The organism is Streptomyces sp. NPDC005791, from assembly GCF_042871485.1.
Taxonomy (GTDB): Bacteria; Actinomycetota; Actinomycetes; order Streptomycetales; family Streptomycetaceae; genus Streptomyces.
Map to the genome: position 1 here is coordinate 149,912 of NZ_JBIAIP010000006.1, position 23,115 is coordinate 173,026.

Consider the following 23,115-nt stretch of genomic DNA (forward strand, 5'->3'; position numbering starts at 1 on the left):
CAGAACGTGCGGGGGAAAACACGCAGGACTCGCGCACATGTCCCCATTTGGTTCGTTCTCGGCCGGGTGGGCGGCAGCCGGCTCCCGGACCTGCGGCGTGTCAGGTGACTGTGACCGCCATTGCGCCATTCTGTGCCGCATGATGACGGTGCCGCACTCCACCGCTCGCATGCAGGAGGGTCATTTCCGGCCCTGGATACGCCTGCGAACAAAGCGCCGCGACGACGCGCCGAGTTGAGTGCCGCGATTACTGCTGCCGGCTTTCCGTCGGCTTGTGACCGGCCGTTCGGGCAGCATTCCGTGCTCCCGCCGTCTTCCGGCGCCCCTTCCGCCTGGACCGGCCACCCGCGGCGGAACAGGCCCCGGGACCCGCCGCGCCCCGGATGTACCGCTGGTCCGGCCACCTACCCGCGAGTGCGGCCGAAGAGGCAGTATCGGGTACAACTCGTGGTGATCGTCCGCCGCGTGGCGATCCGCGAACGGCCGATGGGACAGAGGAGAAGCGATGGTTCACGAACGGGCCGGTCAGCCGGCGCAGCCCGGAGACCTGGTGGACGTGGCACGGCTGGTGACGGCCTACTACACGGTCCACCCGGATCCGGCCGAGCCCGGCCAGCGTGTGGCGTTCGGTACGTCGGGCCATCGCGGATCGGCACGCGCGGCGGCGTTCAACGAGGACCACATCGCCGCCACCACCCAGGCCATCTGTGACTACCGGCAGCGGCAGGGCACCGACGGGCCGCTGTTCCTCGGCGCGGACACCCACGCACTGTCCGAACCCGCGCGGGTCACGGCCGTGGAGGTACTGGCCGCCAACGGCGCCACCGTCCTGATCGACAGCGACGACGGCTACACCCCCACCCCGGCCGTCTCGCACGCGATCCTGACGTACAACCGGGACCGTACGGGCGGCCTCGCCGACGGCATCGTCGTCACGCCCTCGCACAACCCGCCTGCCGACGGCGGGTTCAAGTACAACCCGCCGCACGGCGGGCCGGCCGGCTCGGATGCCACCTCCTGGATCCAGGACCGGGCCAACGCCCTGATCGAGGGCGGTCTGAAGGAGGTACGACGGATCCCCTACGCCCGGGCGCTGGCCGCCGGCACCACGGGGAGGCACGACTTCCTGACCGCCTACGTCGATGACCTCCCGGCCGTCCTCGACCTGGACGCCGTCCGTGATGCCGGGATCCGCATCGGCGCCGACCCCCTGGGTGGCGCCTCGGTCGCGTACTGGGGGCGGATCGCCGAGCGTCACCGGCTCGACCTCACGGTGGTCAATCCGCTCGCCGACCCCACCTGGCGTTTCATGACGCTGGACTGGGACGGAAAGATCCGGATGGACTGCTCCTCACCGCACGCCATGGCCTCGTTGATCGAGCGGCGCGACGCCTACGCCATCGCCACCGGCAACGACGCCGACGCGGACCGGCACGGCATCGTCACACCCGACGGCGGGCTGATGAACCCCAACCACTACCTGGCCGTGGCGATCCGCTACCTCTGCTCCCACCGCGAGGGCTGGCCGGCCGGCACCGGCATCGGCAAGACCCTGGTCTCCTCCTCCATGATCGACCGGGTCGCCGCGGACCTCGGGCGTCAGCTGGTGGAGGTCCCGGTCGGCTTCAAGTGGTTCGTCGACGGGCTGTTCGGCGGCACCCTGGGATTCGGTGGCGAGGAGTCCGCCGGAGCGTCCTTCCTGCGCCGCGACGGCCGGGTGTGGACCACGGACAAGGACGGCATCCTGCTCGCCCTCCTCGCCTCGGAGATCACGGCCGTCACCGGCTCCACCCCCTCCCAGCACTACGGCGAACTCACCGCCCGGTTCGGTGATCCGGCCTACGCCCGGATCGACGCACCGGCCACCCGCGAACAGAAGGCGGTGCTGGCCAGGCTGTCCCCGGAGCAGGTGACCGCGGACACGCTGGCGGGTGAGCCGATCACCGCCGTGCTCACCGAGGCACCCGGCAACGGGGCCGCCATCGGCGGGCTGAAGGTCTGCACCGACAGCGCGTGGTTCGCGGCCCGGCCCTCCGGGACGGAGGACGTCTACAAGGTGTACGCGGAGAGCTTCCAGGGCGCCGGACACCTGGCCAGGGTGCAGGACGAGGCCCGTGCCCTGGTCTCCGACGCACTGGGCGCCACGGGCTGAGCGGCCGGGCGGGCGTGCCCGGTCCCGGGCCGCCCGCCCTCAGCCGTCCCCGCGGAACGCCCGCAGGATCTGCTCGGCGGCCAGCGTGGCCGTCACCCCGCCTTCACGAACCTGCTGTTCGAGCTTCGGGGTGAGCGAGCGCACCGCCGGATGGCCGCGCAGGCTGTCCAGCAGCTCGTCGCGGACCATCGCCCAGGTCCAGTCCACCTGCTGCTCACGGCGCTTGGCGGCCAGGCGACCGGTGGACTCCAGGAGCGTACGGTGCTGCTCCAGCCGCTCCCACAGAGCGTCCAGCCCGGTCGACTCCCTGGCGCTGCACGTCAGCACAGGAGGAGTCCAGGCCGCGTCCACGGGGTGCATCAGCCGCAGTGCGCCCGCCAGCTCACGCGCCGCGGAACGGGCATCGCGTTCGTGCGGGCCGTCGGCCTTGTTGACCGCGATGGCGTCGGCCAGCTCCAGAACACCCTTCTTGATGCCCTGCAGCTGATCGCCGGTACGGGCCAGGGTGAGCAGGAGGAAGGTGTCGACCATGCCGGCGACCGCCGTCTCCGACTGCCCGACCCCGACCGTCTCCACCAGCACCACGTCGTAGCCCGCCGCCTCCATCACCACCATGGACTCGCGGGTCGCCTTGGCCACCCCGCCGAGCGTCCCGGCCGTGGGGGAGGGACGTACGAACGCCCTGGGATCCACCGCCAGCCGTTCCATGCGGGTCTTGTCACCCAGGATGGAGCCGCCCGTGCGGCTGGACGAGGGGTCCACGGCCAGCACCGCGACCCGGTGGCCGAGCCCCGTCAGCAGGGTGCCGAGCGCGTCGATGAACGTGGACTTCCCCACGCCCGGCACCCCGCTGATCCCGATGCGCCTGGCCTGCCCGGCATGGGGCAGCAGCTCGCTCAGCAACCGTTGGGCGAGCACCCGGTGGTCGGGACGCGTCGACTCCACGAGCGTGATCGCGCGCGCGACGAACGCCCGCTTCCCCTCGAGCACACCCTTGGCGTAGGCGTCGATGTCGATGTGCGTAGTCACCGTCACCGCCGGCGGCTCACAGCTCGTGGCCGAGCGCGGCGCCGAGCCGTGCGACCAGGTCGTGGGCGGCGTCGGGGATCACCGTGCCGGGCGGGAACACCGCAGCGGCACCCGCCTCGTGGAGTGCGTCGATGTCCTGCGGCGGGATCACCCCGCCCACCACGATCATGATGTCCTCCCGGCCCTCGGCGGCCAGCTCCTCGCGCAGCGCGGGTACGAGCGTGAGGTGACCGGCGGCGAGCGACGAGACGCCCACGATGTGCACGTCCGCCTCGACCGCCTGCCGGGCGACCTCGCCCGGCGTCTGGAAAAGGGGGCCGACGTCGACGTCGAAGCCCAGGTCGGCGAAGGCGGTGGCGATCACCTTCTGGCCGCGGTCATGTCCGTCCTGGCCCATCTTGGCGACGAGAATGCGCGGACGCCGCCCCTCCGCCTCCTCGAAGTCGTCGACCAGACTGCGGGTGCGGTCCACGGACGGGGACTCTCCTGCCTCTTTGCGGTACACGCCGGAGATCGTACGGATCTGGCCCGCGTGCCGGCCGTACACCTTCTCCAGCGCGTCCGAGATCTCCCCGACCGTGGCCATCGCCCGGGCGGCGGCCACGGCCAGTGCCAGCAGATTGCCCTCGAGCCCCGGCCCCGGGTCGCGCTCCGCGGCGGCGGTCAGGGCGCGCAGCGCCTCCTGACAGGCCGCCTCGTCGCGCTCGGCGCGGAGCCGGCGCAGCTTCTCGATCTGCTGGGCGCGCACCGAGGAGTTGTCGACCGATCGGACGTCGATCTTCTCGTCGGTCTCGACACGGTACTTGTTCACGCCGACGACGGGCTGGCGCCCGGAGTCGATCCGCGCCTGCGTCCGGGCCGCGGCCTCCTCGATGCGGAGCTTCGGGATGCCCGCGTCGATGGCCTTGGCCATGCCGCCGGCGGCCTCGACCTCCTCGATGTGCTGCCAGGCCCGCGCCGCGAGGTCGTGCGTCAGCTTCTCCACGTACGCGCTGCCGCCCCACGGGTCGATGACCCGGCAGGTGCCGGACTCCTGCTGCAGCAGCAATTGGGTGTTGCGGGCGATCCGCGCCGAGAAGTCCGTCGGGAGCGCGAGCGCCTCGTCGAGCGCGTTGGTGTGCAGCGACTGGGTGTGGCCCTGGGTCGCGGCCATCGCCTCGACGCAGGTGCGCGTCACGTTGTTGAACACGTCCTGCGCGGTCAGGGACCAGCCGGACGTCTGCGAATGGGTGCGCAGCGAAAGCGACTTGGCGTTCTTCGGCCCGAACTCCTTGACCAGCTTCGCCCACAGCAGCCGCGCCGCGCGCAGCTTCGCGATCTCCATGAAGAAGTTCATGCCGATCGCCCAGAAGAACGAGAGGCGCGGGGCGAACGCGTCCACGTCCAGGCCCGCCGCCTGCCCGGCCCTCAGGTACTCCACCCCGTCGGCCAGGGTGTACGCCAGCTCCAGGTCGGCCGTCGCTCCGGCTTCCTGGATGTGGTAGCCGGAGATCGAGATCGAGTTGTAGCGCGGCATCTTCTGCGAGGTGAACGCGAAGATGTCGGAGATGATCCGCATCGAGGGGCCGGGCGGATAGATGTAGGTGTTGCGGACCATGAACTCCTTGAGGATGTCGTTCTGGATGGTCCCGGCCAGCTTCTCCGGCGGCACGCCCTGTTCTTCCGCGGCGACGATGTACAGGGCGAGTACGGGCAGCACCGCGCCGTTCATCGTCATCGACACCGACATCCTGTCCAGCGGGATGCCGTCGAAGAGCTGACGCATGTCGTAGATCGAATCGATCGCCACGCCCGCCATGCCGACGTCACCCGTCACCCGGGGATGGTCGCTGTCGTAGCCGCGGTGGGTGGGCAGGTCGAACGCGATGGAAAGACCCTTCTGGCCGGCCGCCAGATTGCGCCGGTAGAAGGCGTTGGACTCCTCGGCCGTGGAGAACCCGGCGTACTGACGGATCGTCCAGGGCTGATTGACGTACATCGTCGGGTACGGGCCGCGCAGATACGGTGCGATACCCGGATAGGTGTCCAGGAAGTCCAGGCCTTCAAGATCCCGCCCGGTGTACAGCGGCTTGACCTCGATGCCCTCCGGGGTCTCCCAGAGCAGTTCGTCCTCGGACCGGCCGGCCGACTCCTTGACGGCGGCGTGCCACCGGTCCTCGGTGACCTCGGCGGAGGGCTCGCCGTTCAGCGCGATGTCGGAGAAGTCCGGCACGGCCCCGGCAGTACCTGTGGGGGTCTCGGGGGTCTGCATCACGCCACTCCCATACGGTCGAGTTCGGAGGAGAGGACGGCGACCACGTCGCAGCCGGCGAACACATGGACGTCCGCCCCGGCGTACTCGTCCGGCCGCCCCGCGAGGATGATCCGCTCGGCGCCCGCGGCCCTGAGGGCCGAGGCGACGGCGTCGGCCTGCTCGGCGTAGAGCGTGTCCGTCGAGCACAGGCAGGCGGTCGTCGCTCCGCTGGCGCGGAAGGCCTCGGCAGCGGTCGACGCGTCCACGGAGACCGGCTGATGGACGGGCTCGACGCCCCCCGCCAGGAAGAGGTTCGCCGCGAAGGAGGCCCGTGCGGTGTGCACCGAGGCCGGCCCGAGGGCGGCGATGAACACCTTCGGGCGGCTCCCCGTGGCCGCGAGGTGCGCGTCCGACCGGGCACGCAGCGCCTCGAACGCCTCGTCGCGCCGTACCTTGGGCAGCCCGCCGCCCGGTACGGCGGGGGCGGGCTCCCGCTCCACCGGCCGCTCGTCCAGAGCCGGGAATTCGCTGACACCCGTCACCGGCTCCTTGCGCCGCGCCAGATCCTTGCTCCGGGCCGCCCAGGTGGCCGCGAGCCGCTCCTGGACCATGCCGGAGCGCAGGGCGGCGGCCTGACCGCCGGCCTTTTCGATCTCCTGGAAGAACGACCAGGCGGCAGAGGCGAGTTCATCCGTCAGCCGCTCGACGTACCAGGAACCGCCCGCCGGGTCCGTCACCCGGGCCAGATGCGACTCCTCCATCAGGATGGTCGACGTGTTGCGGGCGATCCGCCGGGCGAACGCGTCCGGCAGGCCCAGTACGTGATCGAACGGCAGGACGGTGACGGACTCGGCTCCGCCGACGCCCGCGCCCAGGCAGGCCAGCGTCGTCCGCAGCATGTTCACCCAGGGATCACGGCGGGTCATCATGACCGACGAGGTCACGGCGTGCTGCCGCTGCGCCCCGGAGTCCGGGGCTCCGCAGACCTCGGCGACCCGGGCCCACAGCCGCCGGGCGGCACGAAGCTTCGCGATCGTCAGGAACTGGTCGGCCGTCGCCGCGTACCGGAACTCCAGCTGCGCGCACGCCTCCTCGACCGAAAGCCCCGACGCCGTCAGCGCCCGGAGGTAGGCGACACCGGTGGCCAGTGAGAGCCCCAGCTCCTGGGCGGTTGAACCGCCCGCCTCGTGGTACGGCAGGGCGTCCACGGCCAGCGCGCGCAGCCCCGGGTACTCGCGGGAGCACAGCAGCGACCAGTGCACGGCGCCGCTCAGATCCGGCTCCGTGCCCGTACGCGCGGCCTGCCCGAGTGGATCCACCCCGAGGCTGCCCCGTGCGGCCTCCTTGGAGACACCCCTGGCCTCGTAGAGCCCGAGCAACTCCCTGACTGCGGGCCCGGGGTCGGTGCCCGCGTCGAGAGCGACGGGCGCCAGGTCGAGAAGCACACCCTCCAGCGCACGGGCCAGACCGGAGACCGGCACCCCACCCGGGCCGCCGACGGCCAGCCAGAGCGAGGTGACGCCGTTCTCCAGATCACCGAGGACGGCTTCGTTCAGGCGCACGGGATCGGCCAGTTGGTGGCGCTGGCGCACGTCCCACCCGTCCGTGGTGTTCCCTGTGGCCCTGCTGCCCCGGGTGAAGGGCGCGAAGCCGGGCAGACCGGGGTCCGCCGATGCGTCGATGGAGGTGTACAGCGGGCGGACTGTGAGCCCGTCCCCGAGCGCGGTGGACAGTGCTTCCTCGGCGGCCGGACCCGTGACTTCCTTACCTGACCTGCGCAGTACGCCTTCGACAAGGGTCTGCCACTGGTCGTGGGAAGGGTCGGGGAACTCGGCGGCCGGAGGGAGCCCGTCAGCAGGCAGGACCGTCATGCTCAGATGCTAGGTCAGCACTCTGACGGGCAGCAGGGCTACCGGCTGTGACCTTGCACTCTCCGAAATGTGCCGGATCTTATGGGTAGAGCGGCCTTGTCCTGGGAACACGGCCGGAGGCGAAGCCCGACGCCGGGCGCGGAGGTTGGCTCCGGGCTCCGCCTCGGTCAGGCGCCTACGTAGGCCGCGAGGTGTTCGCCGGTGAGGGTGGAGCGGTCGGCGACGAGGTCGGCCGGAGTGCCTTCGAAGACGATTTGGCCTCCGTCGTGACCGGCGCCGGGACCGAGGTCGATGATCCAGTCGGCATGTGCCATGACCGCCTGGTGATGCTCGACGACGACGACCGACTTGCCGGAGTCGACGAGCCCGTCGAGCAGACCGAGCAACTGCTGGACGTCGGCGAGGTGGAGGCCGGCGGTCGGCTCGTCGAGGACGTAGACGCCGCCCTTCTCCGCCATGTGGGTGGCCAGCTTGAGGCGCTGCCGCTCGCCGCCGGACAGTGTGGTGAGCGGCTGGCCGAGGCTGAGGTAGCCGAGCCCCACGTCGGCGAGCCGGCCGAGGATGCGGTGCGCGGCAGGCGTGCTCGCCTCGCCGGCGCCGAAGAACTCCTCGGCCTCGGCCACCGACATCGCGAGCACCTCGCTGATGTCGCGCCCGCCCAAGTGGTACTCGAGCACCGAGGTGTCGAACCGCTTCCCCTCGCAGTCCTCACAGGTCGTCGCGACACCGGCCATCATCCCCAGGTCGGTGTAGATGACGCCCGCACCGTTGCACGTGGGGCAGGCTCCCTCGGAATTCGCGCTGAACAGTGCCGGCTTCACACCGTTGACCTTGGCGAACGCCTTACGGATCGGGTCGAGCAGCCCGGTGTACGTGGCCGGGTTGCTACGACGTGAGCCCTTGATCGGGCTCTGGTCGACCGACACCACGTTCTCACCGGGCGGGATCGACCCGTGCACGAGTGAACTCTTGCCGGAACCCGCGACACCTGTGACGACGGTCAGGACCCCGAGCGGGATGTCGACGTCGACGTCCTGCAGGTTGTGTGCCGACGCTCCGCGGATCTCCAGCGCGCCGGTGGGCTTGCGCACCGATTCCTTGACGGTGGCCCGGTCGTCGAAATGGCGGCCGGTGACGGTGTCGCCTGCCCGCAGCCCTTCGACGGTGCCCTCGAAACAGACGGTGCCGCCCGCACTGCCGGCCCCGGGGCCGAGATCGACGATGTGGTCGGCGATGACGATCGTCTCCGGCTTGTGCTCCACGACGAGCACCGTGTTGCCCTTGTCACGGAGCCGCAGCAGCAGGCTGTTCATCCGCTGGATGTCGTGCGGGTGCAGACCGATGGTGGGCTCGTCGAAGACGTAGGTGATGTCGGTGAGCGAGGAGCCGAGGTGGCGGATCATCTTGACGCGCTGTGCCTCGCCGCCCGAGAGCGTGCCCGCCGGCCGGTCGAGCGAGAGATAGCCGAGACCGATCTCCGAGAACGAGTCGAGGGTCTGCTGCAGCGCCGCGAGCAGCGGCGCCACCGACGGCTCGTCGAGGCCTCGGACCCATTCGGCCAGATGACGGATCTCCATCGCGCAGGCGTCCGCGATACTGATCCGCTTGATCTTCGAGGACCGGGCGCCTTCGGTGAGCCGGGTGCCGTCGCACTCGGGGCAGGTGGTGAAGGTGACCGCACGTTCCACGAACGCTCGGACGTGCGGCTGCAGCGCCTCCTTGTCCTTGGACAGGAACGACTTCTGGATCTTGGGGATCAACCCTTCGTAGGTGAGGTTGACGCCGTTGACCTTGACCTTGACCGGCTCCCCGTAGAGGAAGGCCTGCAGTTCCTTCCCGGTGTACCTGCGGATCGGCTTGTCCGGGTCGACGAAGCCCGACTGGGCGTAGACCTGCACGGTCCACTGACTGTCCGATTTCCAGCCAGGGATGGTGAACGCGCCCTCGGCGAGCGACTTGGTGTCGTCGTAGAGCTGGGTGAGGTCGATGTCGGAGACCGAGCCCCGGCCCTCGCAGCGTGTGCACATTCCACCGGTGCGGTTGAAGGTCGCCTTCACGGTCCTGGTCTTGGCGGTCCCGCGTTCGACGGTGATCCCGCCGCTCGCCCGGACCGAGGCGGTGTTGAAGGAGTAGGCGCCGGGTGGGCCGATGTGCGGCGTGCCGAGCCGGCTGAAGAGGATACGCAGCATCGCGTTGGCGTCGGTGGCGGTGCCGACGGTGGAGCGGGGGTCGGCACCCATCCGCTGCTGGTCGACGGTGATCGCGGTGGTCAGCCCGTCGAGGACGTCGACCTCGGGACGCGCCGGCGTCGGCATGAAGCCCTGGACGAAGGTGCTGTACGTCTCGTTGATCATCCGCTGGGACTCCGCGGCGATGGTGCTGAACACCAGCGAACTCTTGCCCGAGCCGGAGACGCCGGTGAACACCGTCAGCCGGCGCTTCGGGATCTCGACGCTGACATCCCTGAGATTGTTCACACGTGCGCCGTGCACGCGGATCAGGCCGTGGCTGTCGGCAACGTGCGGCGCGTCCGTACTGGTGGCCATGCTCGTCCTGTCTCCATCCGTCACGCGAGCCGCGTGGTTGCGGCAACGGTCGTTGTCCATCAGCCCGGCGGTGTCGTCCGGGGCGAAATCATTCGCTCGGTCGGCCGTACGCGGACAGGGATCACGCTACGGGTGGCCGGGTGCATGTGCTTCTTCATTCCTGACCGGACGGTGGGCTCTCGCCGGCCCGGAACCCACAGGTGTCCCTTCTGTCATTTGTTCGCACAGTGCATAACGGATTGCCCGAAGTTAAGCTGCTGTCGATCCAGAACCGATCCGAAACGATCCAGAACCGCAGGGAAAGGACGCACCGTGGTCGTGGGGCCCGTGGAATACCTCGTCGTCACCTTTCCCGTCGGACACTTCGCCGACGCGATCGCGCCCGTACTGGCTGACGCCGTCGTGTCCGACGCGGTACGCATCCTCGATCTGGCATTCGTCCGCAGAGCGGCAGGAGGCGCCATCGAGCGCGTCGGGCTGCGGGAGATGGACCCCCAGGGGCTGGTGCCGTTCGATCCCCCGGACGACCCACCGGCCGGGCTGCCGCAGATCGCCGGACTCGATGCGCTCGGACGTCTGCCGGAGGAGGGTTCTGCCGCGCTGATCGTCTGGGAGGACCTCTGGTCGGTACCTCTCACCCGGGCGGTCCAGGAGGCGGGTGGCCGGCTTCTGGCGCACGAGCGGGTTCCGGCGGACGGCGGGGACGACGTCATCACGCTGCTCGAGAGGCTCGCCGACCTGAAACAGCGCGGCGTACTCACCGACACGGAATTCTCGGAACAGAAGACGAGGATCCTCACCGACTGATCGCCCGCCCGGCCGGCGCCCCCACACCTCACGTTTCCTTTGTCGATATTCGTACGCCGTGCGACGTTGATTCCGACCTGCAGTCTGTCGGGAAAGAGGCAGTTCATCGTGCAGACCGCCCGGGCCGTCCCCGCCTCCACCGTTGTCAACCTGCGCGATCTGGGTGGTATCGCCCTGGGGCACCACCGCCGCTTGCGGCAGGGAATCCTCCTCCGCTCGGGCCAGCTGAGCGAATTCCAGCAGCACGACATGGCGGTGGCCGCCCTCGGTATCCGCACCGTCGTCGATCTGCGCAGCGCCGAGGAGCGCCGATGGGCGCCCGACAGACTTCCGGCGGGTGCCAGGCTCTTCGTCGCCGACGTACTCGGCGACAACCCGGGGGTTGCACCGGCGCGGCTCAAGGCGCTGCTCACCGACCCGGAAGGAGCAGCCGGCCTGCTCGGTGGCGGAAGGGCCGAGGCGCTGTTCGCGCAGACCTACCGGAAGATGGTCCTGTCCCCGGGTGCGGCCGCCGCCTACCGTGCCTTCCTCGACACCGTCGCGGATCCGCGGGCGAGACCGCTGCTGTTCCACTGCGCGACAGGGAAGGACAGGACGGGCTGGGCCACCGCGCTGCTGCTGATGATGGCGGGGGCGTCGCGTGCTGTCGTGCGCGCGGAGTTCGTCGCGGTGAACGGGGCGGTGCGCGCCGCCTTCGGACCCGCCGTACGGCGCTTTCTGGACGAGGGCGGGGACCCGGACATCGCGTCCGCCGTCATCGACGCGCGGCCCCGGTACCTCGAGGCGGCGCTGGACGCGATGGACGAGCGGTGGGGCGGACTCGACGGCTATCTGGCCAAGGCGCTGCGTCTTCCCCCGGCGGTGGCCGAGCGGCTGCGCGACGACCTGGTCGTCTCCGTCTGACGGTGCCGGACCGTACGGACGGGAGACGGCCCGGTGCCACGTCGGGAGACGTGGCACCGGGCCGGCGAGCGGCGGCTGCGCCGCTCAGATCTTCAGCAGCTGTTCGCTGATGTCGCGGTAACGCTGCAGGGCTATGCGCAGCTCCTCCGTCCGGGCATCGGTGTCCTGCCCCTGCCAACTCGCACGCAGGACGCGCCTGCGTTCCGCGAGGGCTTCGGTGAGGCCCGAGACGATCCGGTCGAACGTGTTGTCCGCCTCCTCGACCGCCCGGCGGGGGCTCTCGACGAAGTCGGTGACCGCCTGCTGCATGCGCAGCGACAGCGCGTCCTGATCGTCCCGGGGGATCAGGGGGTGTGCGGTGGAGGTGGCCTCGTGCCGGGCGGTGTGCTCGGTCGGCGGTACGGCGGGCGCCGCGCGCGGGGCGGGCGGAACGCTGAGATCGCCGACACCTCCGAGCTTGGGCTCGAGGCCCTTGCTGTCCCCGGTCGCCGCTCCTGGAATCCTGCCCGACGTGGTTGCCTGCACACCCGTGGATGCGGGCGCAGGGGTGCCGGTGGTGTGCCCCGGGTCCGTGGCGGGGAGGGGTTCTGTCGTGTGTCCGGTGCGGTCGGTCATGCTGCTGCCCCGCCCTTCGTCTCGTGTCGGTCCGTCCGTGCCGGCTCAGCCGGTGCGTCAGCGAGCAGTACGTCGAAGAGTGCCCGGGACTCGACCAGGGCCTTCCTCATCTCCTCCGTGCCCCCGTGGCCACGCACGGCCGTGTGCACCCTGCGGTAGCCGTCGACCTGCTCGGCGTGATGGACGGACAGGGCGGCCGTCTGCTCCTCGAACCTGTCGCCGTCCGGGAAGCCCCGGTCGCGCGCCAGTTGTGCCAACAGCGCGTCGGCTTCTACGACCGCGTTCCTGGGGGAGTCGATGAACTGTTCCTGCACCTCGGCCCAGCGGCGGGCGTACGCCTCGCGAGCTTCCGGCCGAAGGGGCCGCTCGGACAGGGAGCCGTGCAGCTTCACACGCTCGGAGAGCTCGTGCTCGGCCGCTTTGGTGTCGCCGTCGTGACGGGCGACCACCCGGTCGTACTCGGGTCCGAAGCGGCGTCGCAGCCCACGGCCCGCCGTCCCACGGCCGCGGACGAGGAAGAAGGCGAGCGCGGCCACCAGGACGACGGCAACGATGATCACCACGGTCGTCATGGCCGACGCTCCCGTCGGTTCGCGGTCGGTGCGTCGTGCTGTTTCACTCTCGTCAACCCCTTCCGGTTCGGGCCCGGCTCGCTGTGCAGGCCGGGCTGTGTGCACCAGCCGTGTACCCGCTGGACGCGGTTCAAGCGGGAATGCCCCCGGTAACCTGGAATGCACGGACCCGGACGTACCCGTCCGAACGCGGCGCCGTCCGACACGAGTTGCGAGAGGGATACGCGGTGACCGAGCGCAAACCCCCAGGGGTCGGCTTCGAGACGTGGGTGGACCGGCAGATTCGCGAGGCCGAGGAGAAAGGTGCTTTCGAGGACCTGCCGGGTGCCGGCAAGCCGATCCCGGGTCTCGACAGGCCCTACGACGCGATGTGGTGGGTCAAGGCGAAGATGGAGCGTGAGGGACTGTCGGTGCTCCCGCCCTCGCTGACGCTTCGGAAGGCGGCAGAGGACGCCCGGAAGGAGGCGTCCCACGCGCCGTCGGAGGCCGAGGTCCGGCGCATCCTGACCGAGGTGAACGGGAGGATCCGCGAGGCACTGGCCAGGCCGCCGGAGGGTCCGCCGCTGAACCTCGCGCCGTTCGACATCGACGCGATCGTCTGGGAGTGGCACGCCGGGCGACGCGGGCGCTGAGCGCCGTATGTGCCCGGGACCCGGTTTGCGTAATACTCATCTCATGAGATCGAGTGTTACGGACCGGTGTGGCGGGGTCCATGTCAGACGAGCTGTCGCGCGGGACGCCAAGCGGCTCACCCGTCTGGTCACCGGGTCACGCGCCTACGAGGGTCCGTACGCACCCCTGGTCCAGGGGTACAAGGTCGGCCCGGACTACATCGAAGCGCATGCCGTCCATGTGGCCGTGGACGACGGCGGCAGGTTGCTCGGGTTCTACGCGTTGATCCTGTCACCGCCGGAACTGGACCTGATGTTCGTTGCCGACGACGCCCAGGGCCGGGGCATCGGACGGCTTCTCGTGCGCCACCTGCTCGACGAGGCGCGCCGCGTCGGCCTGGCAGCCGTCCGCGTGGTCGCGCACCCGCCGGCCGAGGGCTTCTACCGCAGCGTGGGCGCCGAACGCACCGGTATTGTCGCGGCGCGCCCGCCCGCGGTGATGTGGGACCGGCCCGAGCTGACGCTGACGGTCGACGGCGGTCCCTGAGCCGAGCGGCCCGGCCGGATCCGGCCGGGCCGCTCGTGTGTGCCATGAGCGGCGGGAGCTCTACGACCAGCCGCCGTACGGACGGGTGATGAGTTCCATCCCGTGACCGCTGGGATCGGGGAAGTACACCCCGCGTCCGCCGTCGTTGTGATTGATCTCGCCGGGGTGCTTGCGGTGGGGATCGGCGTAATACGCGATCCCCTTCTCCTGGATGAGGCCGAAGGCCGTGTCGAACTCCGCCTCGGAGATGAGGAACGCGTAGTGCTGCACGGTGATCGACTCGGCGGGGACGGTCGCGAAGTCCAGCGTGACGCCGTTCGCGAGGACCACCGGGATGAAGGGGCCCCATTCCGTTCCGACGGTGAGACCCAGGATGTGCGCCAGGAATTCGGCGGACTCGCGGTTGTCCCGGCTGTGAACGATGGTGTGATTCAACTCGACTGACACTGTGGAATGCCTCCAACAGGCATCTCACGGGCTACCTCCACGCCTCACCCAGCCGGTGACCGACGCGCGATGCCGTATGCCGATCCTAAGGGAGTTGTCACGGTGCGTCGAGGCCTTGGCCCGGAGTCGGCTTCGCCTTCCGGCGTCCGTCGTGGTGGTTTCCCGGGCGGCTGCCACCATGGAGCACAAGGATTCACACCAGCTCGGCGGGGAACCAGTACACCTCTACCAGGTTCAGGAGGCGTCGATGGGACACATACCGGCGGGTCGTGAGGGCGACGGGAGAGACCGGGTCGCGAGGAACCCGCGCAGCGGGCGGCAGGAGACCGACGAAGAGCGGGCTGACCGGCAGTGGAGCGATCTGCTCCAGGAACTCCGGGTCGCGCAGACCGGCGTACAGATCCTGTTCGGATTCCTGCTCGCGGTGGTCTTCCAGCCCCGCTTCGCCGATCTCTCCACCGTCGACCGGAACATCTACGTCGTGACCGTCATGCTCGGATCGGGGACCGCGGCCGCCCTGATAGGGCCCGTGACGTACCACCGGCTGCTCACCGGCCGGCGACTGAAGCCACAGACGGTCACCTGGGCCTCACGCCTGACGAAACTGGGGCTCGGGCTGCTCTTCTGCACGATGTGCAGCACGCTGCTGCTCATCCTGCGGGTCGCGCTGCACAACGTGGTGGCCCTGTGGCTGGTGGGGGGCATGGCCCTGTGGTTCCTGGTCTGCTGGTTCGTGTTCCCGCTGTGGGCCATCGCCCGTGACAACGGCCGTCGGCCGGCCGACGGGGGAGAGGCCGGGGACGCCGAGGACTCCGGCCGGCGCTCCTGACACGGCCGGCCCTTCGTCAGTCGTCGTCCTCATCCGCCGGGCTTCGTACGTCCGTCACGGTGAAGAGCCCGCCGTCCGGGTCCCGCAGCGTCGCCTCGTCGCCGTGTGACACGCCGCGCCGCTCCATGAGGGCCCCACCGTTCCGCTCCGCGGCGAGGACCGCGGCGTTCACGTCGGCCACCGGGAACTGCACCTGCCAGTGCGGGCGCACCTGTGGGTCGGGTGCGGCCTCCAGGGCGCCTGAGCTGATGCGGGCCAGCGGGCGCCCGCCGCAGCGCACGAGCACCTCCTCCTTCACGTACGCCACCTCGCAGCCCCCGGGCTCGCCGCTCTCCCAGCCGAGGACCTCGCCGTAGAAGATCGCGGCGTCGAAGGCGTCCCTGGTCCGCAGCCGGAGCCAGGCGTGCGCCCGGTTCCCGGACGGCGCGAGGGTGGCCGCACGTCCTGTCCACTCCCAGACACCGAAGGACGCTCCGTCGCGGTCGGCGGCCAGGACCGCACGTCCCTGCCCGACCGTCAGCGGGCCCACGGCCACCGTTCCGCTGCGTTCGCGGATGCGGTCCGAGACGACATCGGCGTCACGGACCGAGAAGTAGGGCATCCAGGCCACGCCCACCTGATAGGCGGACGCGACCGCGCCGATGCCCGCCACCGGCACACCGTCGGAGCGCGCCATCAGGAAGTCCCGGCCCAGCGGTCCGGGACGGAAGGTCCAGCCGAGAACGGCGCCGTAGAAGCGCTGCGCGTCCTCCAGGTCGTGGGTCAGCAGGTGGACCCAGCACGGAGCGCTCGCCCCGCTCAGCACCGCCGGTTCCGGTGCGGTCCGCGGATCGCCAGGAGTCATGGTCCACTGCCTTACGGTTCTGCGGCATGACTTCTTCGCTGCCGCGCGGCCAGGACCAGCCTCATCCGCCCCGGCGACTCCCGCAACACGCGCCGGCCGCGATCACACACCGCCGGGGGGTGGCGCGTTCGTGATGTCGAGGAAGACGTGATCGGCTTCCGGCCAGCTCCGGGCGATCGCCCGCTTGACCCGGACGGCGACCCGCTCGACCTCCTCGCTCTCGAGGCCGGGCGCCAGATCGACACGCGCAGCCACCAGCACCGAGTCGAGACCGAGGCTCATGGTGAACAGGGCCGCGACGTTGTCGATCTCGGCCTGTGACGTCAGGAACTCCGCGACGCCCCGGCGGAGGGCAGGATCGGCGGACTCCCCGATCAGCCGGTCGCGGGCGTCCTTGCCGAGCCGGAAGGCGACGTAGACCAGCAGCAGGCCGATTCCCAGAGAGGCCGACGCCTCCCATACGACGTCTCCCGTGACCAGGTGCAGCACCATCCCCGCCATGGCCAGCAGCACACCCAGCACGGCCGTGCTGTCCTCGGCGACGACCGTCCGCAGCGCGGGGTCGCGGGCCGCACCCTTCTCCCCGCGGAGCTGGAGCAGAGCACGGAGCAGCGAACCGCCTTCCGCCAGGAGGGCGACCCCGAGGACGACCAGTCCCACCATGTATCCATCGGGTGACTCCTGCTCGTCCCGGCTCAGCGCCTCGAAGCCCTGGAAGAACGAGAAGCAGCCCCCTACGACGAAGATCCCGACGGCCGCGAGCAGGGACCAGAAGTAGCGCTCCTTGCCGTACCCGAAGGGATGGCGGGTGTCCGGCGGGCGGCGGCTCCGTCTGAGCGCGGCCAGCAGGAAGACCTCGTTCACGCTGTCCGCCACGGAGTGGGCGGCTTCGGACAGGAGGGCGGGGGAGCCCGAGAAGAGTCCCCCCACCCCCTTGGCCACGGCGATGACGAGGTTGGCGGCGAGCGCGACCAGAACGGTGACGCGGGTCCTGCGGTCCGACTCCCGCTGATTCATATGCCCCCCGGTTTCATGTTCCTCCGATCGACGGTGAAAGGTGACGGGCCCAGGCACAGACGTCCGGGCCCGCTCCATGACAGGCCCGGACGTCCGATTTCCCGTCGGCCTCCGGTGGCCGACGGGATCGTGTGTCAGTCACGCCGGCGTTCGTCCTCCGGCGGGATCACCTCGTTACCGCGGTCGCTGAGCTCGTACGGCGAGAGGGCGCGGCCGTTCTCGGGGAAGTGGTCCGAGCCGTGCTGCCCGCTCTCCTGGATCTCCGTCCGGTGATCCGGACGTGGTGGCTGCTCATCGGGGCGTGGCGGCCGTGATTCCTTGTCGCGGCGCCTCATCCCGAACCAGAAGCCGCCGATCAGCAGAAGCACCACCAGCAGACCGATGATTCCGATGACCACGCCTACCGCGCCCGGCCCGTCGGCGCCGCCCGTGCTGGCGAGCGATTCCCATGCTCCGTTCGTTACGTCCATGCATGCCGCATACCCCAGGACGTCGATCACAGACAGCCATTGACATGAATTCATGTTTTATGGCGATGTCACGGTAAATGTGTTTCATAGGGATCAAATCGGCTACACGATCAAGGCCGAGCAAGCAAGGCCCCGGACCTCGTCGAGGACGTGGTAGCGGCGGAAGCGGCCGGCTCCGCCTTCTCCGTCACCGCTTCCCAGGGGGTACGCGCCCTACGCCTGGCCGGTCCCGGGAGCCGCCGCGCAGGCCACGTCGAGGATCCCGGCGACGACGTACGTCACCTGTCCGACCACGCGCCACCACCCGAGGGTGATCGCGCGGAAGGCGGCGACGCTCCACACGCTCGCGTCGAGGGCCGTCAACGCCCACGACCGGAGCGGGGACCCACACGTTTCCCCGCCGCTCACCGGGTACGAGATCTTCGCGGGCCCGCTCGTCCGAGCCATCGCTCGTGTCGCCGACACGGAGCCGTGGGGTGAGCCTGGAGTCAGTCCCCGGACCGCTGGAGGAACCCGATGGGAACACGCAACCCGCTCGGCCGCTGGCCCGTGTACCGGCAGCTGACCGGCGGCGACCCGCTGGGCAGAGGGCAGGCGGTCGTATCGCGGGTGACGAAGGAGACCCGGCCGCGCACGGCCACCGCCGACCGCGTGGTCAAGTCCGTCTGCCCGTACTGCGCGGTGGGCTGCGGCCAGCAGGTGTACGTGAAGGACGACCGGGTCGTCCAGATCGAGGGTGACCCGGACTCACCGGTCAGCCGCGGCAGGCTGTGTCCGAAGGGCTCCTCGACGCTGCAGCTCACCACTGGTCCGGCCCGCCGTCACCAGGTGCTGTACAGGCGCCCGTACGCGACCGACTGGGAGCCGCTCGACCTGGAGACGGCCATGGACATGGTCGCGGACCGAGTCGTCGAGACCCGGCGCAGGACCTGGCAGTGGGAGCACGAAGGGCTCCGCACGGCACGCACCCTGGGCATCGCCGGTCTCGGCGGAGCCACCCTGGACAACGAGGAGAACTACCTGATCAAGAAGCTCTTCACGGGGCTCGGCATCGTGCAGGTCGAGAACCAGGCGCGGGTCTGCCACAGCTCCACCGTGGCCGGCCTCGGTACCTCGTTCGGCCGCGGCGGAGCGACCACCTTCATGCAGGACCTCCAGCACGCGGACTGCGTCATCATCCAGGGGTCGAACTTCGCCGAGGCCCACCCGGTCGGCTTCCAATGGGTGATGGAGGCGAAGGCCCGCGGCGCGCGGATCATCCATGTGGACCCGCGCTTCACCCGCACGAGTGCCCTGTCCGACCTCTACGTGCCCATCCGGGCCGGGAGCGACATCGCGTTCCTCGGCGGCATCATCAACCACGTGCTCACCGAGGAGAAGGACTTCCGGGAGTACGTCCTCAACTACACCAACGCCGCGACGCTGATCGGCGACGGCTTCAGGGACACCGAGGACCTCGACGGCGTCTTCTCGGGCCTGGACGAGGAGAAGGCCCACTACGACCCCCGCACGTGGCAGTACCGGGGAACCGAGGTACAGGCACCCTCCGGGGCCGTGGACGAGCTGTACGAGGACCGCGCCGGGAGCGACGACGCGCAGAGCCGGATCCACTCCGCGGCGGGGTCCGAGACCCACGGGTCGGGAGGCCCGCAGGCCGAGGCATGGCCGCCGCGCGACGAAACCCTGCGGGACCCGAGATGCGTCTACCAGATCCTCAAGCGCCACTACGCGCGCTACACCCCCGAGATGGTCGAGGAGATCACCGGGGTGAAGCGGGAGGTCTTCCTGGAGGTCTGCGACGCGCTGACCTCCAACTCCGGACGTGACCGGACCACCGCCTTCGCCTACGCAGTCGGCTGGACCCAGCACACCACCGGCGCCCAGTGCATCCGCGCGGCGAGCGTGCTCCAGCTGCTCCTGGGTAACATCGGGCGCCCCGGCGGCGGCATCCAGGCCCTGCGCGGACACGCCTCGATCCAGGGCTCCAGCGACATCCCGACCCTCTTCAACCTGCTGCCGGGCTACCTGCCGATGCCGCACGCCCACGCCCACGAGAACCTCGACGCCCTCATCCGGGCGAGCCGCACCGACAAGGGCTTCTGGGGCGACATGAGGGCGTACTTCGTCAGCCTGCTCAAGTCCTACTTCGGCGACGCGGCCACCGCCGAGAACGACTTCTGCTTCGACCACCTGCCCCGTCTCACCGGCGCGCACGGCACGTACGAGACGGTGATGGCGCAACTCGCCGGGGAATGCAAGGGCTACTTCCTCATGGGCGAGAACCCGGCTGTCGGCTCCGCCAACACACGGCTGCAACGGCTCGGCATGGCCCAGCTCGAATGGCTGGTCGTCCGCGACTTCTCGCTCATCGAGTCCGCCACCTGGTGGCAGGACGGCCCGGAGACGGAGACCGGGGAGATGACCACCGCGGAGATCGGCACCGAGGTCTTCTTCTTCCCGGCGGCGGCGCACACCGAGAAGTCCGGCTCCTTCACCAACACCAACCGGTGGCTCCAGTGGCACCACGCGGCCGTCGAGCCCGAGGGCCACGCACGCAGCGACCTCTGGTTCACCTACCACCTCGGCCGGCGTATCAAGGAGCGGCTCGCGGCCTCCGCCGATCCGATGGACCGTGCCGTCCAGGACCTGACCTGGGACTACCCGGTCGACGGTCCGCTCGAGGAACCGGTATCGGCAGCGGTCCTGGCCGAGATCAACGGGTACGGCCCGGACGGCGCCCCGCTCTCCGCCTACACCGAGCTCAAGGACGACGGTTCGACCCGCTGCGGATGCTGGATCTACTGCGGGGTGTACGCGGACGGAGTCAACCAGGCCGCCCGCCGCAAGCCCCATGCGGAGCAGGACTGGGTGGCGGCCGAGTGGGCCTGGGCCTGGCCCGCCAACCGGCGCATCCTCTACAACAGGGCCTCGGCGGCCCCCGACGGCAGCCCGTGGAGCGACCGCAAGGCCTACGTCTGGTGGGACGAGGCCGAAGGCCGGTGGACCGGGTACGACGTCCCGGACTTCGTCCCGGACCGCGCCCCCGGCCACGTACCTCCTCCCGGCGCCGAAGGGCCCGACGCACTGCGCGGGGACGACCCGTTCATCATGCAGGCCGACGGCAAGGGCTGGCTCTACGCCCCCTCCGGCCTCGAGGACGGACCGCTGCCCACGCACTACGAACCGCAGGACTCGCCCTTCACCAACGCGCTCCACCCCTCACGCTCCCGCTCACCGGTCAGGCAACTGCACCCGCGCGAGGGCAATCGCTACCACCCGAGCGGCGACGAGCCGGGTGCGGACGTGTACCCGTACGTCGTCACCACCCATCGGCTCACCGAACACTTCACGGCCGGCGGGATGAGCCGCTGGTCGCCCTACCTGTCCGAGCTCCAGCCTGAGTTCTTCTGCGAGGTGTCGCCGCAGCTCGCCACGGAGAGAGGGCTCGAACACGGTGGCTGGGCGACGATCGTCACGGCCCGCAACGCCGTCGAGGCCCGTGTCATGGTGACCCGCCGGATCGCACCGCTGACCGTCCGGGGCCGGACCGTGCACCAGATCGGTCTTCCCTTCCACTGGGGACCCAACGGAATCGTGACCGGGGACGCGGCGAACGAGCTGGTGGCCATCGCGCTGGACCCCAACGCCCTGATCCAGGAGGACAAGGCGCTCACCGCCGACATCCGGCCCGGGCGCAGGCCCAGGGGCCCGGCACTGCCCGAACTCGTCGCGGAATACCGCCGCCGGGCCGGGATCACGGAGACGACCGGAACGCAGGAGACGACGTGAGGGACAACCTGTTCAGCGGGCCCGAGCCCGACCCGGCGGGCGACGCCGGACACGAGAACGCCCCGCCGCGCGTCGGGTTCTTCACCGACACCTCCGTCTGCATCGGCTGCAAGGCGTGCGAGGTCGCGTGCAAGGAGTGGAACGCCCTCCCCGAGGACGGGCTGAAGCTGACCGGTATGTCGTACGACAACACCGGCGGCCTGGGCGCCTCCACCTGGCGGCACGTCGCCTTCGTCGAGCAGCCCGTGCCCGCAGGGCGTACGGAACTGCCGCTCGTCGAGCCGGACCCGGGGAAGCCGCAGGACACGACGGGCGTCCGGTGGCTGATGTCCTCGGACGTCTGCAAGCACTGCACCCACGCCGCGTGCCTGGACGTCTGCCCGACCGGATCCCTGTTCCGCACGGAATTCGGCACGGTCGTCGTCCAGGAGGACATCTGCAACGGCTGCGGCTACTGCGTACCCGCCTGCCCGTACGGAGTGATCGAGCAGCGCCCCACGGACGGCCGGGCCTTCAAGTGCACCATGTGCTACGACCGTCTCGGCGCAGGGCAGGAACCCGCGTGCGCCAAGGCGTGCCCCACCGAGTCCATCCAGTTCGGCCCGCTCGACGAACTGCGGGAGCGCGCCGCGCTGCGGGTGGAACAACTGCGCGGCACCGGGGTCACCGAGGCCCGGCTGTACGGCCATGAACCGGACAACGGCGTCGGAGGGGACGGCGCGTTCTTCCTCCTCCTGGACGAACCCGAGGTGTACGGGCTGCCGCCGGCCCCCGTGGTCACCACCCGGGACCTGCCGGCCATGTGGCGCCACGCGGGCATCGCCGCTCTGTCGCTGGTCACGGGCGCCGCCCTCTCCTTCGCGATCCCCGTACTCACCCGAAGGAGTGGCCGGACATGACCACCAGCACGCCCAGGAGGAAGGCCGCCCGCGCGGAGTTCACCTCCTACTACGGCCGGCCCGTCATCAAGGCACCGTCGTGGTCCGCACAGGACATCGCGGGGTACTTCTTCCTCGGCGGTCTCGCCGGTGCCGGGTCCGTCCTCGCCGCCGGGGCCCACCTGACCGGCCGCGGCGACACCGCCAAGGCCATGAAGATGTCCTCGCTCGCCGCCGTGAGCCTCTCCGCGGCCGCGCTCGTCCACGACCTCGGCCGCCCGTCGCGGTTTCCCCACATGCTGCGCGTCTTCAAGCCGACCTCGCCGATGAGCATGGGTTCCTGGCTGCTCTGCGGCTACGGGCCCGCCGCCGGGGCCGCCGCCCTCACCGCGGTGACCGGGCGACTGCCCAGGACGGGCGCCGCGGCCACCGCGGCCGCCGCGGTGCTCGGCCCCGCCCTGGCGACGTACACCGCGGTGCTGGCGGCAGACACCGCCGTACCCGCGTGGCACGGCGCACACCGCGAACTCCCCTACCTCTTCGGGGCGTCGGCCACTGCCGCCGCCGCCGGAATGGCGCTGGCAGCCGGGCCCCTCCACGAGAACGCCCCGGCCCGGTACGCCTGCGTAATCGCGGCCGCCGCCGACGGCGCCGCGAGCCGCGCCGTGGAACGGCGCCTCGGCTCCGTCGCGGTGACCTACCGCGAGGGCCGTGCCGGGACGCTGATGCGCGCGGCACGCGGACTCACTGCGGTCGGGGCGACCGCGGCCCTCCTTCTCGGACACCGCAGCCGTACCGTCGCCGCCGGCGCGGGCCTCGCACTGCTCGCGGGTTCCGCCTGCACACGCTTCGGGGTGTTCGCGGCGGGCATCGCCTCCGCCGAGGACCCCGCCCACACGGTCGGCCCCCAGCGCGAGGCCGTCCAACAGCGCTCACAGCGCTCCCAGTGAAAGGA

The 23,115-nt window shown here is 70.5% G+C and carries 19 protein-coding genes and 1 pseudogene; 10 read left to right on the forward strand and 10 right to left on the reverse strand.

All coding sequences use genetic code 11. The features are described 5' to 3' along the window. Window positions 1–505: 505 nt before the first annotated feature. Window positions 506–2,152 (forward strand): phosphoglucomutase (alpha-D-glucose-1,6-bisphosphate-dependent), encoded by a 1,647-nt coding sequence (gene pgm / locus ACFYSH_RS14110; RefSeq protein WP_388752521.1) that lies wholly within the window; start codon window positions 506–508, stop codon window positions 2,150–2,152. A 39-nt stretch (window positions 2,153–2,191) separates the two neighbouring features. On the opposite strand, the gene meaB is transcribed toward pgm, so the two are convergent. The 4 genes from meaB to ACFYSH_RS14130 form a co-directional block, all read right to left on the reverse strand. After that, window positions 2,192–3,181 carry a methylmalonyl Co-A mutase-associated GTPase MeaB gene (meaB, locus tag ACFYSH_RS14115; protein ID WP_359468525.1) on the reverse strand — a complete coding sequence of 330 codons (990 nt, stop codon included), beginning with the start codon at window positions 3,179–3,181 and terminating at the stop codon, window positions 2,192–2,194. A gap of 16 nt (window positions 3,182–3,197) precedes the next feature. Next, entirely contained in the window at window positions 3,198–5,432 is a 2,235-nt protein-coding gene (gene scpA / locus ACFYSH_RS14120) for a methylmalonyl-CoA mutase (protein ID WP_359468528.1), read from the reverse strand. Further along, entirely contained in the window at window positions 5,432–7,285 is a 1,854-nt protein-coding gene (gene mutA, locus ACFYSH_RS14125) for a methylmalonyl-CoA mutase small subunit (protein WP_388752526.1), read from the reverse strand. Before mutA ends, scpA begins: the two co-directional genes overlap by 1 nt. Before the next feature lie 167 nt (window positions 7,286–7,452). Continuing rightward, window positions 7,453–9,831: an ATP-binding cassette domain-containing protein gene (locus tag ACFYSH_RS14130; RefSeq protein ID WP_388752529.1), complete on the reverse strand. Its 2,379-nt coding sequence runs from the start codon at window positions 9,829–9,831 to the stop codon at window positions 7,453–7,455. Between the two features lie 312 nt (window positions 9,832–10,143). Between ACFYSH_RS14130 and ACFYSH_RS14135 the strand changes: the two genes are divergently transcribed. Both ACFYSH_RS14135 and ACFYSH_RS14140 read left to right on the forward strand, forming a co-directional pair. Continuing rightward, the gene (locus ACFYSH_RS14135; protein ID WP_359468535.1) at window positions 10,144–10,638 is read left to right on the forward strand and encodes an SHOCT domain-containing protein; all 495 of its coding nucleotides are present in this window, start codon (window positions 10,144–10,146) and stop codon (window positions 10,636–10,638) included. A 108-nt stretch (window positions 10,639–10,746) separates the two neighbouring features. Continuing rightward, on the forward strand, window positions 10,747–11,541 hold the full coding sequence (locus ACFYSH_RS14140; protein ID WP_359468538.1) for a tyrosine-protein phosphatase: 795 nt from the start codon (window positions 10,747–10,749) through the stop codon (window positions 11,539–11,541). An 84-nt stretch (window positions 11,542–11,625) separates the two neighbouring features. Here the strand turns inward: ACFYSH_RS14140 and ACFYSH_RS14145 are convergent, their stop codons facing one another. Together ACFYSH_RS14145 and ACFYSH_RS14150 are read right to left on the reverse strand one after the other, a co-directional pair. Beyond that, window positions 11,626–12,156, reverse strand: a complete 531-nt coding sequence (locus tag ACFYSH_RS14145; RefSeq protein WP_359468541.1) for a hypothetical protein — start codon at window positions 12,154–12,156, stop codon at window positions 11,626–11,628. Next, window positions 12,153–12,728 carry a hypothetical protein gene (locus tag ACFYSH_RS14150; RefSeq protein ID WP_388752534.1) on the reverse strand — a complete coding sequence of 192 codons (576 nt, stop codon included), beginning with the start codon at window positions 12,726–12,728 and terminating at the stop codon, window positions 12,153–12,155. Before ACFYSH_RS14150 ends, ACFYSH_RS14145 begins: the two co-directional genes overlap by 4 nt. Before the next feature lie 227 nt (window positions 12,729–12,955). On the opposite strand from ACFYSH_RS14150, the gene ACFYSH_RS14155 reads away from it, so the two are divergent. Both ACFYSH_RS14155 and ACFYSH_RS14160 read left to right on the forward strand, forming a co-directional pair. Further along, window positions 12,956–13,360 (forward strand): DUF1992 domain-containing protein, encoded by a 405-nt coding sequence (locus tag ACFYSH_RS14155; RefSeq protein ID WP_388752536.1) that lies wholly within the window; start codon window positions 12,956–12,958, stop codon window positions 13,358–13,360. Window positions 13,361–13,403: 43 nt separating this feature from the next. Next, complete coding sequence (locus ACFYSH_RS14160; protein ID WP_359468549.1) at window positions 13,404–13,886, forward strand: GNAT family N-acetyltransferase; 483 nt, start codon at window positions 13,404–13,406, stop codon at window positions 13,884–13,886. Window positions 13,887–13,946: 60 nt separating this feature from the next. Here ACFYSH_RS14160 and ACFYSH_RS14165 read toward each other — a convergent pair whose 3' ends face one another. Then, window positions 13,947–14,333, reverse strand: coding sequence for a VOC family protein (locus tag ACFYSH_RS14165; protein ID WP_359468551.1), 387 nt, complete (start codon window positions 14,331–14,333; stop codon window positions 13,947–13,949). 247 nt (window positions 14,334–14,580) lie between these two features. Here ACFYSH_RS14165 and ACFYSH_RS14170 point away from each other — a divergent pair, with 247 nt between their 5' ends. Then, window positions 14,581–15,162 (forward strand): DUF6328 family protein, encoded by a 582-nt coding sequence (locus ACFYSH_RS14170; RefSeq protein ID WP_359468554.1) that lies wholly within the window; start codon window positions 14,581–14,583, stop codon window positions 15,160–15,162. A gap of 16 nt (window positions 15,163–15,178) precedes the next feature. Here the strand turns inward: ACFYSH_RS14170 and ACFYSH_RS14175 are convergent, their stop codons facing one another. The 3 genes from ACFYSH_RS14175 to ACFYSH_RS14185 all read right to left on the reverse strand — a co-directional run bounded on the left by ACFYSH_RS14175 (window position 15,179) and on the right by ACFYSH_RS14185 (window position 17,493). After that, entirely contained in the window at window positions 15,179–16,006 is an 828-nt protein-coding gene (locus tag ACFYSH_RS14175; protein WP_359468556.1) for a VOC family protein, read from the reverse strand. 102 nt (window positions 16,007–16,108) lie between these two features. Further along, a complete protein-coding gene (locus ACFYSH_RS14180; protein WP_359468559.1) occupies window positions 16,109–17,023 on the reverse strand; it encodes a cation diffusion facilitator family transporter in 915 nt (304 codons plus the stop codon). A gap of 134 nt (window positions 17,024–17,157) precedes the next feature. Further along, complete coding sequence (locus tag ACFYSH_RS14185; protein ID WP_359468562.1) at window positions 17,158–17,493, reverse strand: DUF6479 family protein; 336 nt, start codon at window positions 17,491–17,493, stop codon at window positions 17,158–17,160. Between the two features lie 52 nt (window positions 17,494–17,545). Here ACFYSH_RS14185 and ACFYSH_RS14190 point away from each other — a divergent pair. The 4 genes and pseudogenes from ACFYSH_RS14190 to nrfD form a co-directional block, all read left to right on the forward strand. Continuing rightward, a pseudogene (locus ACFYSH_RS14190) lies at window positions 17,546–17,842 on the forward strand (LLM class flavin-dependent oxidoreductase); the annotation flags it as partial. Window positions 17,843–18,009: 167 nt separating this feature from the next. Further along, the gene (fdh, locus tag ACFYSH_RS14195; RefSeq protein WP_359468565.1) at window positions 18,010–21,282 is read left to right on the forward strand and encodes a formate dehydrogenase; all 3,273 of its coding nucleotides are present in this window, start codon (window positions 18,010–18,012) and stop codon (window positions 21,280–21,282) included. Next, complete coding sequence (locus ACFYSH_RS14200) at window positions 21,279–22,181, forward strand: 4Fe-4S dicluster domain-containing protein (protein WP_359468568.1); 903 nt, start codon at window positions 21,279–21,281, stop codon at window positions 22,179–22,181. Before fdh ends, ACFYSH_RS14200 begins: the two co-directional genes overlap by 4 nt. After that, the gene (nrfD, locus tag ACFYSH_RS14205) at window positions 22,178–23,110 is read left to right on the forward strand and encodes an NrfD/PsrC family molybdoenzyme membrane anchor subunit (RefSeq protein ID WP_388752543.1); all 933 of its coding nucleotides are present in this window, start codon (window positions 22,178–22,180) and stop codon (window positions 23,108–23,110) included. Before ACFYSH_RS14200 ends, nrfD begins: the two co-directional genes overlap by 4 nt. The last annotated feature ends 5 nt before the right edge of the window (window positions 23,111–23,115 follow it).